This window comes from Acidovorax sp. LjRoot194, assembly GCF_964253015.1.
Lineage (GTDB): Bacteria > Pseudomonadota > Gammaproteobacteria > Burkholderiales > Burkholderiaceae_C > Acidovorax.
In genome coordinates this window covers 4607076-4622611 of record NZ_CAXUQB020000001.1, presented here as the reverse complement: position 1 = coordinate 4622611, position 15536 = coordinate 4607076, and the positions used below count along the sequence as shown (strand labels likewise).

General features: G+C 67.0%; 11 protein-coding genes. 5 read left to right on the top strand and 6 right to left on the bottom strand.

The window, feature by feature from the left end:
- Positions 1-48: 48 nt before the first annotated feature.
- On the bottom strand, positions 49-1107 hold the full coding sequence (locus ACSQ3N_RS20970) for a Bug family tripartite tricarboxylate transporter substrate binding protein (RefSeq protein WP_056167751.1): 1059 nt from the start codon (positions 1105-1107) through the stop codon (positions 49-51).
- A 133-nt stretch (positions 1108-1240) separates the two neighbouring features.
- A complete protein-coding gene (gene rpoH / locus ACSQ3N_RS20965; RefSeq protein ID WP_056167754.1) occupies positions 1241-2182 on the bottom strand; it encodes an RNA polymerase sigma factor RpoH in 942 nt (313 codons plus the stop codon).
- 491 nt (positions 2183-2673) lie between these two features.
- On the opposite strand from rpoH, the gene ACSQ3N_RS20960 reads away from it, so the two are divergent.
- Entirely contained in the window at positions 2674-2961 is a 288-nt protein-coding gene (locus ACSQ3N_RS20960) for a hypothetical protein (protein WP_056167756.1), read from the top strand.
- 93 nt (positions 2962-3054) lie between these two features.
- The gene (locus ACSQ3N_RS20955; RefSeq protein ID WP_056167760.1) at positions 3055-3348 is read left to right on the top strand and encodes a hypothetical protein; all 294 of its coding nucleotides are present in this window, start codon (positions 3055-3057) and stop codon (positions 3346-3348) included.
- A 112-nt stretch (positions 3349-3460) separates the two neighbouring features.
- On the opposite strand, the gene ACSQ3N_RS20950 is transcribed toward ACSQ3N_RS20955, so the two are convergent.
- Positions 3461-6118 carry an EAL domain-containing protein gene (locus ACSQ3N_RS20950; RefSeq protein WP_436147350.1) on the bottom strand — a complete coding sequence of 886 codons (2658 nt, stop codon included), beginning with the start codon at positions 6116-6118 and terminating at the stop codon, positions 3461-3463.
- Between the two features lie 119 nt (positions 6119-6237).
- Positions 6238-7209 carry a signal recognition particle-docking protein FtsY gene (gene ftsY / locus ACSQ3N_RS20945; protein ID WP_369817151.1) on the bottom strand — a complete coding sequence of 324 codons (972 nt, stop codon included), beginning with the start codon at positions 7207-7209 and terminating at the stop codon, positions 6238-6240.
- A 552-nt stretch (positions 7210-7761) separates the two neighbouring features.
- Here ftsY and ACSQ3N_RS20940 point away from each other — a divergent pair.
- The 3 genes from ACSQ3N_RS20940 to rsmD are packed head-to-tail and all read left to right on the top strand — an operon-like array spanning position 7762 to position 11258.
- Entirely contained in the window at positions 7762-9195 is a 1434-nt protein-coding gene (locus ACSQ3N_RS20940) for a M16 family metallopeptidase (protein WP_436147349.1), read from the top strand.
- A 21-nt stretch (positions 9196-9216) separates the two neighbouring features.
- Positions 9217-10563, top strand: coding sequence for a M16 family metallopeptidase (locus ACSQ3N_RS20935; RefSeq protein ID WP_436147348.1), 1347 nt, complete (start codon positions 9217-9219; stop codon positions 10561-10563).
- Positions 10560-11258 carry a 16S rRNA (guanine(966)-N(2))-methyltransferase RsmD gene (gene rsmD, locus ACSQ3N_RS20930; RefSeq protein WP_056167771.1) on the top strand — a complete coding sequence of 233 codons (699 nt, stop codon included), beginning with the start codon at positions 10560-10562 and terminating at the stop codon, positions 11256-11258. Before ACSQ3N_RS20935 ends, rsmD begins: the two co-directional genes overlap by 4 nt.
- A gap of 77 nt (positions 11259-11335) precedes the next feature.
- Here rsmD and xdhB read toward each other — a convergent pair whose 3' ends face one another.
- Positions 11336-13789 (bottom strand): xanthine dehydrogenase molybdopterin binding subunit, encoded by a 2454-nt coding sequence (gene xdhB / locus ACSQ3N_RS20925; protein ID WP_056167774.1) that lies wholly within the window; start codon positions 13787-13789, stop codon positions 11336-11338.
- Positions 13786-15453 (bottom strand): xanthine dehydrogenase small subunit, encoded by a 1668-nt coding sequence (xdhA, locus tag ACSQ3N_RS20920; RefSeq protein ID WP_436147347.1) that lies wholly within the window; start codon positions 15451-15453, stop codon positions 13786-13788. The genes xdhB and xdhA overlap by 4 nt, the downstream gene beginning before the upstream one ends.
- Between the last annotated feature and the right edge of the window lie 83 nt (positions 15454-15536).

The following is a 15536-nucleotide window of genomic DNA, read 5'->3' as shown; positions in this document are numbered from 1 at the left end:
GCCCGCTTGCGGGCCCTTTGTGATGGTCATGGGTGCACCCCAGTGCCTTTACTCAGCCTTGATGCCCCGCATGGCGATCACACCGCCCAGCAGGTTGGTGTCGGCCTTGATGCGGTTGGCCAGGCCTTCGGGCGAGGTGCCCACCACCTGCCAGCCCTGCTGGAACAGCTTGCTGCGCACATCCGGGCTGCGGGCGATCTCGCTGATCAGCGCCGCCACCTTGGCCTGGATGGGCTTGGGCATGGTGGCCGGGGCTGCGAAGGCGTTCCAGATTTCCAGGTTGAAGTTCGTGATGCCCGCTTCCGCGAGGCTCGGTACATCCGGCACCAGCGGGCTGCGGCCCGCGGACGTGACGCCGATGGCGCGCAGCTTGCCGGCCTTGACCTGGGCCTGGGCCAGGGCGGGCGGCAGCAGCGCCATCTGCAACTGGCCGCCCAGCATGGCCGTGGCTACCTGGGGATAGCCGGGGTAGGGCACGTGCACGGGGTTGATGTTGCTGCGCGACTTGAGCAGTTCGGTGCCGATGTGGCCGACCGTGCCCACGCCCGGCGTGCCGTAGCTCCACTTGTCGCCACCATTGCGGGCGGCCACGAAGAATTCGCGCGCATCGGCCGTTGCCGACACGCCCGGCTGGCTCACAGGCGCGGTCAGCACCAGCGGCGAGGTACCGATCAGGCTCAACGGCGCCAGGTCCTTGATCGGGTCGTAGGGCACGGCCGGATTGAGCATCTTGGCGATGGTCATGTTGCCGTTGATCATCAGGCCGATGGTGTGGTCGTCACGCGCCTTGGCCACCGCATCGGCACCGATGTTGCCACCCGCGCCCACCTTGTTCTCCACGATCACCGGCTGGCCCAGCGCTTTGGACAGGGGCTCGGCGATGGTGCGTGCCGTCAGGTCCGGGGAAGAGCCTGCGGGAAAGCCGACGATGATGCGCACCGGCTTGGTCGGCCAGGCCACGGATGCCGCAGCCGCAGCGGGAGCAGCCGCCGCCGCTGGTTTGGTGGCGGGCTTCTGGGCGGACTGCTGCGCTAGGGCCCAGGGTGACAGGGCGGCAAGCGCCAATGCCAGGGCGGCGCGGCGGGGAACAGGGCGTGACAAGAGCATCTCCTTGGAATTATTCGTTCGGGAGGCTGGAATGGCAAAGGGCCCCGACGGGGCCCTTTGGTGTGTATACCAGCCGCGAAGCAGCGATGTTAACGCGCTACTTCGTGCTGCCGCTGGCAAACCGTGCGCATGCTTATGCGTATTCCGCCAGCGCCTTCTTCATCTTCTTCATCGCAGCCACTTCGATCTGGCGGATGCGCTCAGCGCTGACTCCATAGACAGCAGCCAGTTCGTGCAGCGTCATGCCGCCCGAGCCGTCGTCGTTGACCTTGAGCCAGCGCTCTTCCACGATACGGCGGCTGCGGTCGTCCAGGCTTTCCAAGGCCGTGGCGATCCCATCGGTGGCCAGCGCGTCACGCTGGCGCGACTCGATCATGGCGGTGGGCTCATGCGAAGCGTCGGCCAGGTAGGCGATGGGGCCGAACGCCTGTTCGCCGTCATCCGATGGAGCGGGGTCCAGCAACACGTCGCCGCCCGACATCCGGGTTTCCATCTCGATCACTTCTTCGCGCTTCACATTGAGCTGCGCGGCCACCGCGTTGATCTCGCTGTCCGACAGGGTGTCACGGTGCGTCGCAGCGTCGGCGGCTGCAGCGTCGGCCTTGAAACCCTGCTTCATGGACCGCAGGTTGAAGAATAGCTTGCGCTGGGCTTTGGTGGTGGCCACCTTCACCATGCGCCAGTTCTTCAGGATGTATTCGTGGATCTCGGCCTTGATCCAGTGCATGGCGTAGCTCACCAGGCGCACGCCCTGTTCGGGGTCGAAACGCTTGACGGCCTTCATCAGGCCCACGTTGCCTTCCTGGATCAGGTCGCCGTGGGGCAGGCCATAGCCCAGGTACTGGCGAGCGATCGACACCACCAGGCGCAGGTGCGACATCACCAGGCGTCCGGCGGCATCCACGTCATTGTTGTCACGCAGTTGGCGGGCGTAGGTTTGCTCTTCCTCGGGGGTGAGCAGGGGCAAGCGGTTGACGGCCGAAATATAGGCGTCCAAATTGCCCAATGGGGGCACCAGCGCCCAGGGGTTGGAAGGCGCCAAAGTCGTCGTCGCGGTTCCATACTGAATGTTCATTCCAGGAATCCTTTCCTCTAAGCCGTGAATATTAGCACTCGTTCAGATCGAGTGCTAAACCACAAGTTCCCTCTGGTTGTTCGTCCATGGTGCCATGGCCCGCATGACGTCGGGAGTAGGGCGGCATGCGTCGCGAGTGTCGGCCAATTCGCACGCAGGCCATTGATTCATATAGGATTAATGTGAGCTTTGATCCCATCTAATGACTGCAAGTGACCTCCAATAGGCGCGGTCATTGCTGCAAATGATGCAGCTAACCGCCCGCATTTTTGGTGATTCTTGCGTCGGCTATCTGCAATTCAGCGTGGGAAACGATTGTTGCCATTTACAGAACAGTCAGTTCGCGACCGGACGGTTTTTCTTTGAACACCACCGGCGTACAGTTCAAACCATCGATGAGCCGAACCCGCAAGGCGACTCACCGAGCCCGGTTCAAGAATTGTTTTGTCCCGGCTTTATTGAGACGCTTTTTAACTTCAAGGACTTTCATCATGAACAACACCGCACGCTTCCTCTCCATCGCCGCCGTTGCCGCTTTCGCTTCCTTCGGTGCACAAGCCGACGAAGCCGACGCTTCGCAATACGTGTCCAAGTTCGAAACCAACCGCACCCGCGCCGAAGTGGCTGCAGAAGCTGCCACCGTCGCCCAGAACCGCAGCATCGAGCCAGCAGGTTCGCGCGTCGTGACCTCCAAGTCCACCGCTGATCGCGCTGCCGTGCGTGCCCAGGCTGCCGACGCTGTGCGCACCGGCCAGATCCCTTCGGGTGAGCAGGGTTGATCTGAATCCAATCGATTCAGCGTCCCGTATCACTGAGTACCTAGGTACTTTCGATCCTCATCTTTATTCACCCGATTGCACAGGAGTTCCATCATGAACAAGACCGCACGTTTCCTCTCCATCGCCGCTGTGTCCGCTTTCGCTGCCTTTGGCGCCCACGCTGACGAAGCCGATGCTTCGCAGTTCGCTGCCAAGTTCGACACCAACCGCACCCGTGCCGAAGTGGCTGCAGAAGCCACCAGCGTGGCCCAGACCCGCAGCATCGAACCCGCAGGCTCCCGCGTGGTGACTTACAAGTCCACCGCTGATCGCGCTGCCGTGCAGGCCCAGGCTGCCCAGGCTCTGCGCGCAGGCCAGATCTCGTCGGGCGAAATCAGCGCGATGTAATGGCTGGGCTCTGGCCCCGCTGACAAGAAAGGCGCCTCGGGCGCTTTTTTTGTGGCTATGCGCACTGTGCGCCGCCGGGCGCTGGCCGGGGGCAAAGCTTGCGAGGTGCAAATCAGCCAGGCAACGATGATTCGCGCGCCTGCCGCTCGAACACATCGAGCGCCAGCGGCCTCCCGAACAAGTAGCCCTGAAAAGACCTGCAGCCGTGCGCCAGCAGAAACTCATGGTGCGCCGTGGTCTCCACCCCTTCGGCGATCACGTCCAGCCCCAGGCTGTCCGCCAGCGCAATGATCGAACGCGCAATCGCTGCGTCGTTGGGCTCCTGCAGTACCCCGCGCACAAAGCCCTGGTCGATCTTGATCTGGTCCAGTGGCAGGCGCTTGAGGTAGCTCAGCGACGAATAGCCCGTGCCGAAATCGTCCAGCGAAAAGCCCACGCCGTGGGCTTTCAGGGCGCGCATGGTGGCGATCACGCTGTCCACGTTGTCCAGCAGCAGGCTCTCGGTCAGCTCGAGCTTGATGCGCGTGGGGTCCGCCCCCGTGTCCTGCAGCAGCTGCAGCACCTGGGCCACAAAGTCGTCCTGCAAGAACTGCCGCGCGCTCACGTTGATGGCCAGCGCCAGCCGGGCCAGGGCAGGGTCCTCGCGCCAGAGCGCCTGCTGGCGCAGTGCGGTCTGCATCACCCAATGGCCCAGCGGCACGATCTGGCCGGACTCCTCGGCCTGCGCAATGAACTCCGCTGGCGGCACCATGCCGCGCACCGGGTGCATCCAGCGCACCAGGGCTTCGGCGCCGATGACGTGCCCGCGGCTGTCCACCTGCGGCTGGTACAGCAGCACAAACTGCGATTGCCGCAGGCCCGCATGCAGTTCGGCTTCCAGCTGGGCGCGGCGGTTCACCGCCTGCTGCATGTCGGGGTCGAAAAACCGCAGGGTGTTGCGCCCGGCGTCCTTGGCGCGGTACATCGCCATGTCTGCCTGTTTGAGCACTTCGTCCACCGAGTCCTGGTGGCCCCGCAGCAGCGTGATCCCGATGCTGGCCGAAAAATGGTGCTCGTGGCCTGCCAGGACCGAGGGTTGGCGCAACTGGGCCAGGATCAGCTCGCCCAGCGTGCGGGCTTGCGCGGCGGCTTCGGCCGCATCGCTGCTCAGGGCCTGCAGCACCACCACGAACTCGTCGCCGCCCAGGCGCGCCACGGTGTCCTGTTCGCGCACGCAGCGGCGCAGCTGCTCGGACACTTCCCTGAGCAGCAGGTCGCCCACCTCGTGCCCGCGGGTGTCGTTCAGTGTCTTGAAGTTATCCAGGTCCACAAAAAGCACCGCCGTGGTCAGGACCGAACGCGCGCCGCTGGCCAGCACCTGCTGCAGACGGTCCACCAGCAGGCGCCGGTTGGGCAACTGGGTCAATGCGTCGTAGAACGCCAGGTACCGCGCCTCGTCTTCGGCCGCCTTGCGCCCCGAGATGTCGATGTCGATGCAGAACATCTCGGCCGGCTGCCCCGGCACCTGGATGTAGGCGTGGCTGGAAAACACGTGCACGGGCGTGCCGTCTTTGCGCCGCAATTGCAGCTCGCCCGCGGGGATGGCCTCGCCGGTGGCGAACATCTGTTGCACGTTGCCGCGCACCACCTCGCGCATCGGCGGCGGGATGATCAGGTCCAGCAGGTTGCTGCCCAGCGCCTCTTCGGCCGTGTAGCCATACAGGTGCTCGGAAGCCTTGTTCCAGTAGCTCGTGGTGCCGTCCGCCAGGTAGCCCTGCACCGAGATGGATGGGATGTTGCGCAGCAGCGAACGAAAGCGCAGCTCCGACTCGCGCAGCGCGCTTTCGGCCTGCTTGCGGTGGGTGATGTCGCGCGCAAGAAAGGCCACGGCCGCCAGCCCACCCACCTTCACGCCCAGTGGCTGCGTCCGGCCTTCGAAATGCCGCAGCCCCGACTGCGTCTGCATCTCGTACTCCATGCTGTGGGTCTGGCCCGATTGCAGCGTGTCGGTCACCAGCCGCAGAAAGCGGTCTGCCTGCGCGGCAGGCAGCACGTCGTGCAGGCGTTTGCCGATCAGCTGTGCAGGGCTGGCCGCGAGCGATGCATCGTCGGACGACAGCACTTCCACATAGCGCCCCTGCGCATCGAGCACCAGCAGCACATCCGGGATCGCATGCGCAATGGCACGCAGCCGGGCGGCGCTGCCGGCCAGGGCAAGCTCGGTGGCCAAGCGCTGCTCCACGTCGCGCAGCAGCAGGCCCAGCGCCACTGTGGCAGGAGTAAAGGTCAGCAAAAAGGGCAGAGCCAGCGTCTCGTTCACCCGCGCCACCGCGGCGGGCGGCAGCCACTGGAACACGCCGAGCAGCGCCACATGCACCAGCAGCCCGAACAGGGCCAGCGGAAGCAGGTTCACGCTCAGGCGCCCGCGCGTGCGCGCTTCGCGGTAAAGCAGCCCCAGCACCGTGCACAGCGCGATGCTGGCCAGGCCGACCTCGGTACCGCCACCGCCCAGCCACAGCCGGTCCGCAGCAGCCATGGCGGCGGCAATGCAGGCCACCAGGGGGCCGCCGAACAGGCCCGCCATGCTGAGCACCACCGAGCGTGCGTCGAAGATCACCCCTGGCATCAACACCACCGGAGTCAGCATGCCGACCACGCAGATGCCGCCAAACAAGACCCCGGAGACGGCCTGTCCGGTCAACGGATGATGGCGCCACAGCCGGATGCTAGTGCTGTGCAGAAAACACAGAGCCAGCAGCAGGGCGAGACCTTTGACCAGCTCAATGAACATGGGCCTTCCACACGTTTTCTTCTGGACGGAAAAGGTCCATCATGGGGGAATAACCGTGATCCGTAAACGTGAAAATGGCCCCGGCAAGGGGCCATGGCGCGCCGTGGAGGCTGCCGGATTCAGCTCAGCAGTGCCTGGGCGAATTCGCGTGCGTTGAAGGTTTCCAGGTCTTCCAGCTTCTCGCCCACGCCGATGAAGTACACCGGGATCGGGCGCTCCTGCGCAATGGCGGCCAGCACGCCGCCCTTGGCCGTGCCGTCGAGCTTGGTCACGATCAGGCCGGTGAGCTGCAGTGCATCATCAAAAGACCGCACCTGGGCCAGCGCGTTCTGGCCGGTGTTGCCGTCGATGACCAGCAGCACCTCGTGCGGTGCCGTGGCATCGGCCTTGGTCACCACGCGGCGGATCTTTTTCAGCTCTTCCATCAGGTGCAGCTGCGTGGGCAGGCGGCCGGCGGTGTCCACCAGCACCACGTCCTTGCCGCGTGCCTTGCCGGCCGTCACGGCATCGAAGCTCACGGCGGCCGGGTCGCCCCCTTCCTGGCTCACGATCTCCACCGTGTTGCGGTCGGCCCAGACACCGAGCTGCTCGCGCGCCGCGGCGCGGAAGGTGTCGGCCGCGGCCAGCAGCACGGCGGCGCCTTCGTCGGCCAGGTGCTTGGTGAGCTTGCCGATGGACGTGGTCTTGCCCGCGCCATTGACGCCCGCCACCATGATCACGGTGGGCGTGAACTCGCCGATGACCAGCGGCTTTTCCAGCGGGCGCAGCAGGTCGGCCAAAGCGTCAGCCAGCAGGCCCTTGACCGCTGCAGGGTCGGTGGCCTTGGCATCCTTCACCCGGCGCTTGAGGTCCTGCAGCAGGTGCGTGGTGGCCTTGACGCCCGTGTCGGCCATGAGCAGGGCTTCTTCCAGTTCTTCGTACAGCGCATCGTCGATCTGAGTGCCGGTGAAGACCGTGGTGATGCTGGTGCCGGTCTTGCGCAGGCCGGACTTGAGGCGGTCGAGCCAGCCCGTGCGTTCGGCAGGGGCGGCGGCGATGGCTGCAGCGGGGGCTGGTGCTGACACCGGCACTGGCACTGGTGTGGGCGCCATGAACGGCGCGAGCGGAGCCCGAGCCGGAGCCGGAGATGGTGCGACGGCCGGGGTGGACGGCGCGGGCGCAGGGACGCGAGCGGCGGGCGCCAGAGCGGGCGCTGCGGCAGGCGGCGTCACCGCAGGGGGCGCAAGCACAGGTGCCGCTGCAGGTACCGCCACGGGCGCAAACACCGGCGTGGACACCGGCGCAGGTGCCGGTGTAGGTACCGGGGCGGCTACCGGCGTTGAGGGTGGCGGCTCCGCCGTCTTGTTGCCAAAAGGATTGCGCAGCCAGCCGAAGGCCGAGGGGGCTGGCGCTGCGACTGGCGCAACGGGTTGCACGGCCCCGGAAGCCGCTGGGGCAGGCGCGGCAGGCCAGGGCGGCACAGGCGCCGCAGTCGGGGCGGGGGCCGCCGATGGAGGGGTTAAAGGGGCTGGGGGCGTGGTCGGCGCGGCTGTGACCGGAGGGGCGGCCGCAGGTGCGGCGGCTTCCGGGGCCGGGGTGGACTCGGGGGAGGGCTTTTTCTTGAAAAAACTGAACATTGGCGGGTTCTTAGAATCAGCCATTCTATGAAACGCGCTTTCACCCTTCTGGCCCTGGTGGCCTGCCTCTCGTCCGGGGCTGCCTTTGCGGCGACCACCCCGGCTGTTCCAACCCCCGCCACGCCGTCCAGTACGGCCTCTGGCGCAGAGCTGTTCACGCTCAAAAACGGCATGCAGCTCATCGTGCAGCCGGACCGCCGCGCACCCACCGCGGTGCACATGGTGTGGGTGCGCGTGGGTTCCATGGACGAGGTCGATGGCGTCACGGGCGTCGCCCACGTGCTCGAGCACATGATGTTCAAGGGCACCAAGACGCTGCCGCCCGGCGACTTCTCGCGCCGCGTGGCCGCCCTGGGCGGGCGCGAAAACGCGTTCACCAGCCGCGACTACACGGGCTACTACCAGCAGATCCCGTCCAATCGGCTGGAAGACGTGATGAAGCTCGAATCCGACCGGTTTGCCAACAACCAGTGGCCGGATGAGGAATTCAAGAAAGAGCTGGAGGTGGTGAAGGAAGAGCGCCGCCTGCGCACCGAAGACCAGCCCCGGGCCGTGCTGTCCGAGCAGCTTTTTGCCACCACCTTCATCGCATCGCCCTACCGCCGCCCCATCATCGGGTGGATGAGCGACCTGGATGCGCTCACCCCCAACGACGCCCGCGCCTTCTACCGCCAGTGGTACACGCCCACCAACGCGGTGGTCGTGGTGGCTGGCGACGTAGACCCCGCCAAGGTGCGCGCCTGGGCCGAAAAGTACTACGGCAGCATCCCCGCCCATGCGCTGCCCGAGCGCAAGCCGCGCATCGAGCCCGTACAGCAAGGCATGCGCCGCATCGCCGTCAAGGCCCCGGCCGAGCAGGCCTACGTGGCGCTGGCGTTTCGCACGCCCAGCCTGGAGCGGCTGGACAAGCTCACCGACGCCGACAACGATGCTCTGGCATTGATGGTCCTGTCGGCCGTGTTCAGCGGCTATGACGGTGCCCGCCTGGACCGCGCCCTGACCCAGGGCGAGAACCGTGTGGCCGACAGTGCCAGCAGCGGCGCCATGGTCACCGGCCGCGGTCCCAGCCTGTTCATGCTCAGTGGCGTGCCCGCTGCGGGCAAGACCGCGCAGCAGGTCGAAGACGCGCTGCGCGCCGAAGTCACCCGCGTGGCGCGTGACGGCGTGAGCGAGGCCGAACTGGCACGGGTCAAGACGCAGTGGATCGCCTCCACCGTGTACGAAAGCGACTCCGTGATGAACCAGGCCCAGGAGCTGGGCGGCAACTGGATCCAGGGCTTTCCGCTCGACGCCAACGAGCGCCTGCTGGCGCTGCTGCGCACCGTGACGCCAGCCCAGGTACAGGCCGTGGCCGCCAAGTACTTCGGCGACGACCAGCTCACCGTGGGCACGCTGCTGCCCCAGCCCCTGGAGGGCCTGCGCGCCCGCCCCACACTGCCCCCTGGCACCGTGATCCGTTGAACAAGCCTTGGGCCATTGCACATGATTACTATCAAAAATATAGCTGCTCGCGCTTGCCTGATAAGCGCTGGAGTGGTTTTTTATTCAAACCCTGCCTGGGCGTTGCTGCCCATTCAGCACTGGACGGAGGCGAACGGCGCCAAGGTCTATCTGGTCGAAAGCCCGGTCATCCCCATGGTGGACGTGCAGATCGACTTCGACGCCGGCAGTCGCCGCGATCCTTCCGGTAAAGAAGGCTTGGCCAGCGCGGTGGCCACCATGGCATCGAAGGGCGTCAAGGCTGTGGGCAGCGAGCCCGCGCTGGACGAGAACGGCCTGGGCGAGGCCTGGGCCGACCTGGGCGCGAACTTCGAGGCCGGTGCCGAGAACGATGCACTTCACTACTCGCTGCGTTCGCTCACCGACCCGCCGCTGCTCGACAAGGCCGCCCGCCTGGCCGCCCGCCAGATCGGCGAGCCCAGCTGGCCTGCCGACGTGTGGCCACGCGACCGCGCCCGCTGGACCGCCAGCCTCAAGGAAGCGGCCACGCGTCCAGCGACCGTGGCGGGCTACGCATTTGCATCGGCCGTGTACGGCACCCACCCGTACGGCCTGCGCACCACGGAAGAAAGCCTCATGCGCGTCAACATCGCCGACATGCAGACCTTTCACACCCAGCTCATCGCAGCTTGCCGTGCCAAGGTCAGCATCGTGGGCGCCGTGTCGCGTGCGCAGGCACAGACGCTGGTGGCCACGCTGCTCTCGCGCCTGCCCGCCACGTCGGGCTGCGCGCCGTTGCCAGCAGTTGGCGAGATCAACGCGCTGACTGCGCCGGCCGAGCAGAACATCCCGTTCGCGTCGGCTCAGGCCCATGTTCTGATCGGCCAGCCCGGCTTTCAGCGCCGCGACCCGGACTTCATCGCGCTGCTGGTGGGCAACCACATCCTGGGCGGCGGTGGCTTCGTCTCGCGCCTGACCAACGAGGTGCGTGAAAAGCGCGGCCTCTCGTACAGCGTGTACAGCTACTTTGCCGCCGGCATGCATGCGGGTGCCTTTACCGTGGGCCTGCAGACCCGCCCGGACCAGGCGGCCCAGGCCGTCAAGGTCTCGCGCGAGGTCATCGCCCGCTTCGTGGCCGAAGGCCCCACCGAGGCCGAGCTGCGTGCCGCCAAGGACAACCTCATCGGCGGCTTCGCACTGCGCATCGACAGCAACAAGAAACTGCTGGGCAACGTGGCCAACATCGCCTGGAACGACCTACCGCTCGACTACCTGGACAAGTGGACCCAAAAGGTCGATGCCCTCACGGTGGCCGAAGTGCGCGCCGCCATGGCCCGCAAGCTGCAGCCCGAGCGCATGGTGACCGTAGTGGTGGGAGGCAAGCCATGAGCCGCTCCACCCTGCGCCCCAGCGACCTGCCCGGCGGCAAAAACGCGGGCGCAACCGCCGCGTCTACAGCGAAGCCGAAAGGTCCCCAAAGCAATGCCGCACCCACCGACCCGGCCGTCCATAAGGGCGCGGGCGAGATCCGCATTATTGGCGGCCAGTGGAAACGCACCCGCCTCGCAGTCGCCCGCCATCCCGGCCTGCGCCCCACGCCAGACCGCGTGCGCGAGACGTTGTTCAACTGGCTCGGCCAGGACCTCACTGGTTGGCGCTGCCTCGACGCCTTCGCCGGCACCGGCGCCCTGGGCCTGGAAGCCGCATCGCGCGGCGCCGCGGCGGTCCAACTGGTGGAGAACGATGCCTCCCTGGTGGCGCAGCTCAACACCCAGCAACAGCGCTTGAAGGCCACCACCGTGCGGGTGACCCGCGGCGACGGCCTATCTGCCCTGCAGCAGGCCGGGCCCGGCAGCCTCGACCTGATCCTGCTCGACCCGCCGTTCGGCAGCGATATCTTTGGCAAGGCACTGCAGGCCGCAGCGCGTGCCGTGGCCCCCGATGGGCATATCTACCTGGAGGCACCGCGGGTGTGGGTAGATGAGGAGCTGGCGGATTGGGGGCTGGTGGTGCACCGGCATCTGAAGGCGGGGGCGGTGCATGCCCATCTGCTGCGCCGGGGAGCGGCGGCTACCGCCGCCTGAGCGGCGATGTGCTGGCATGGCGGTGTGGCCCTACACGCCGTCCGCTATTGCCCAGCCTGATTGGCCCGCACCCTGGCTCAGTTGCCTAATCGCCCCAGCGCCTTCAGTACATTCTCCGCCGTCGCAGGCGCTGTCAACACCACCGGCGCTTGCGCTGCTTCATCGCCAGCGCGCCCGGCAGCCACCGCGTTGCGCAGCGCCTCGTACACGCTGATCGCCAGCATGAACGGCGGCTCGCCCACGGCCTTGCTGCCGCCCACGTTGTCTTCGCGGTTGGCCTCGGGCCACAGGGTCACGCGGAAGTGCGCGGGGATGTCGCCCGTCGCCGGGATCTTGTACGTGCTGGGGGCGTGCGTGACCAGGTACCCCTTGTCGTTCCACACCAGCTGCTCGGTGGTGAGCCAGCCCATGCCCTGCACGAAGCCGCCTTCGATCTGGCCGATGTCGATGGCCGGGTTGATGCTGTGGCCCACGTCGTGCAGGATGTCCACGCGCGTCACGCGGCTCTCGCCGGTGAGGGTGTCGATGACGACCTCGGAGCATGCCGCGCCGTAGGCGAAGTAGTAGAACGGCCGGCCGGTGAGCGTGGCCTTGTCGTAGTGGATCTTGGGCGTGCGGTAGAAGCCGTCGCTCCACAGCTGGATGCGGTTGGCGTACGCTTCTTTCACCACGTCGTCGAACTGCCGCACTTTCTTGGGCGAGATCACCTGCCCGCCTTCGAAGCGGATCGCACCCGCGCCGCAGGTGTCGAGCCCCGACACGAAAGCTGCAAGGTTGTCGCGCACGTTGCGCGCTGCGAACTGGGCTGCGCGGCCGTTCAGGTCGGTACCGCTGCTGGCGGCGGTGGCGCTGGCGTTGGGCACCTTGCTGGTGTCGCTGGCGGTGACCAGCACGCGGGCCAGCGGCACGCCCAGCTCGTCGGCCACGATCTGCGCGACCTTGGTGTGCAGGCCTTGGCCCATCTCGGTGCCGCCGTGGTTCACCTGCACGCTGCCGTCGGTGTACACGTGCACCAGCGCGCCGGCCTGGTTGAACAGGGTAGCGGTGAAGCTGATGCCGAACTTGACCGGGGTGATCGCAAGGCCCCGCTTGAGCACAGGGCTGGTGGCGTTCCACGCCGCAATCGACGCCTGTCGCTGGCGGTAGTCGGCGTCGCGCTCCAACTGGGGCAAAAGCGCGTGCAGGATGTTGTCCTCCACCGTCATCTGGTAGTGGGTAACGTTGCGGCCTTCGGATGCGTCCTTGCCGTACAGGTTGACCATGCGCACGTCCTGCGCATCCCGGCCCAGCGCGCGCGCGATGTCGCCCAGGATGGCCTCGATCACGATCACGCCCTGCGGGCCGCCGAAGCCGCGAAACGCCGTGTGGCTTTGGGTGTTCGTCTTGCAGCGGCACGAGGCTATCTCCACGTCGCTCAGGTAGTACGCGTTGTCGCTGTGGAACACGGCGCGGTCGGCCACGGGGCCCGACAGGTCGGCGGAAAAGCCGCAGTTGGCCGCCATCTGCAGCTTCAGGCCCGTGATGCGGCCGGTGGCGTCAAAGCCCACGTCGTAGTCGTACGCGAACGGGTGGCGCTTGCCGGTGACCATGAAGTCTTCGTCGCGGTCCAGGCGCAGCTTGATGGGGCGGCCGAATTTGTTCGCGGCCACGGCCGCCCACACGGCCAGGTGGCCGGCCTGCGTCTCTTTGCCGCCGAAGCCGCCACCCATGCGGCGGCATTCGACCTTGACCGCGTGGTTGTCGATGCCCAGCGCGTGTGCCACCCAGTGCTGCACCTCGCCGGGGTGCTGGGTGCTGGAGTAGATCCACCACTGCTTTTGCTCCAGCGGCAGGGCGTAGGCGATCTGGCCTTCGAGGTAGAAGTGCTCTTGCCCGCCGACTTCGAACTGGCCGCTCAGGCGGTGTTCGGACGAGACCAGGCCTGCGGCCGCGTCGCCCCGGCGCACGAACACTGGCGGCAGCACATAGCTCTGGGCCGCCAGCGCGTCCTGCACGGTGAGCACGGCGGGCAGGGGTGTGATGTCGAGCTTCACCGCCCGCACCGCGCGGCGCGCCTGCATCACCGAGTCCGCCACGACGAGGCCGATGACCTGGCCGATGTGCTGCACGGTGTCGATGGCGAACACGGGCTCGTCGTGCGCAAAGGCGGCCAGCAGCTTGTCGCCCGGCACGTCGGCCGACAGCACCACGCCGCGCACGCCGGGCAGTGCGAGGGCGGCACTGGCGTCCACGCTGTTCAGCTTGCCGTGAGCGACGGTGGACAGGATGGGCGCGGCGTACAGCGTGCCCTTCACCTCGGGAAGGTCGTCAATGTAGTGGGCAGCCCCGGCCACCTGGGCGCGTGCGCTTTCGTGGATGTGGGACTGGCCCATGGCACGCAGGCTGGGCGCGGGGACCGGGGCGGAGGGTGCGCCGGCAGCCGTCGGGGGCTGCGGGTCGGCGGCGTGGGCGTCGGCCGCTGCCACCATCGGGTCGTCGCCTGCGTCGCGGCTCACGGGCAGGCTGGTGGAGCCGTTGTCGCGCTGGTTCATACGGTGGCCTCCAGGCGGAAGTTCTCCACGCTCACCACGTCTTCGCCCTGGCTTTCGAGCCAGAAGCGCTGCAGCAGGCTGGCCAGCACGGTGCGGCGGTAGGCGCCACTCGCGCGCATGTCGGAGATGGGGTTGAACTCGGCCTGCAGCGCCTGCACGGCGCGCTGCACGGTGTCGGCATTCCAGGGCTGGCCAGTCAGGGCGGCTTCGGTCTGTCGGGCCCGCGCGGGCGTCGCGGCGACGCCGCCAGCGCCGATGCTGGCATGGCGCACCACACCCGCGTCGATGTCGAGGTTGATGACCAGGCACACGGCGGAGATGTCGTCGTCGAAGCGTTTGGAAATTTTGTACGCGCGCAGCGCCTCGGTCACGCCGGGGCGCGGCACGACGATGCGCACCAGCAGCTCATCGGCCGCCATCACGTTCTGGCGGTAGCCTGTGTACAGGTCTTCCAGCGGCAGCGTGCGCTCGCCGCGCGCACTGCTGGCCAGCACCACCTGGGCGCGCAGCGCGATCAGCAGCGGCATGGAGTCGCCAATCGGCGAGCCGTTGGCCACATTGCCGCCCAGCGTGCCCGAATTGCGCACCGGCAGGCCCGCAAAGCGCGCGGCAAAGCTGTGCAACTGGGGCCACTGGGCCTTGAGCACCGCGAACGCCTCGGTCAGCGATACGGCGGCGCCGATGGCGATGTGGTGCGCATCCCGTTGCACCTTGCGCAGCTCGGCCGCGCGGGTCACATCGAGGATGCGTTCGTACTGCTTGTGCTGCTTGGTCACCCACAAGCCGACATCGGTGCAGCCGGCCACGATTTGCGCGCCGGGGTGGGCGGCGCGGGCGGCCAGCAGTTCAGGCAGTGTCGTGGGGGCGATGTAAGAAGAATCAGGCGCTGCCGCTGGCCCTGATTCATTCATTTGCTGCAATTTCTGTAGCAAGAGCGTTTCGTTGACCGCTACGGGGGGCAGTGCGGCCATCTGCTGCGCTGCGTCGAGGATGGGGCGGTAGCCCGTGCAGCGGCACAGGTTGCCCGAGAGGTCTTCCTGCGCCATCTCGCGGGTGATGGGCTGGATGGGCTGGATGGTCTGGATGGGGTGGGTGGCCTGGGTGGTGCAGCCCACGGCCTGCAGGGGCACGACGTGCCGCTGGTACATGCCAAACAGGCTCATCACAAAGCCGGGGGTGCAGAAGCCGCATTGGGAGCCATGGCACTGCACCATGGCCTCCTGCGCAGGATGCAAACCTGCTGCGCGAACGGTGGGCGTCGTTGCGCGGTGCTCGGAATCCTCATGGACCTGAATGTCCATTCCGGTTCCTGCGCTCCGTGCGCCTAGCCCGCCGTCCGCTCGCGACGGTTTGGGCGGTTCATCAGCCGGCTGAATCAGTGGGTCTTCCGCCAAGTCCTCCACCGTCCACAGCGCCATGCCGTCCACCGAATGCGCCAGGCGTATGCAGCTGTTCACCGCGCTGTAGTGCACATGGCCGTCGCGCGGTTCGCCCAGCACCACCGTGCAGGCGCCGCAGTCGCCTTCGCCGCAGCCTTCCTTGGTGCCCGTGCAGCCCAGGTCTTCACGCAGCACCTCCAGCAGTGTGCGGTCGGGCGGTATGTGGTTCAGCACCACGGGCTGGCCGCGGCGGATGAAGCGAATAAGGCGGTGGGGCGTCGTCATGCGTGGGGCGGCCCGGGGTCCGGGCAGGTAGTCGTCAGAAGGATAGTTCCAGAGCGTATGCGCACCGCGCAGCGCCCACATAA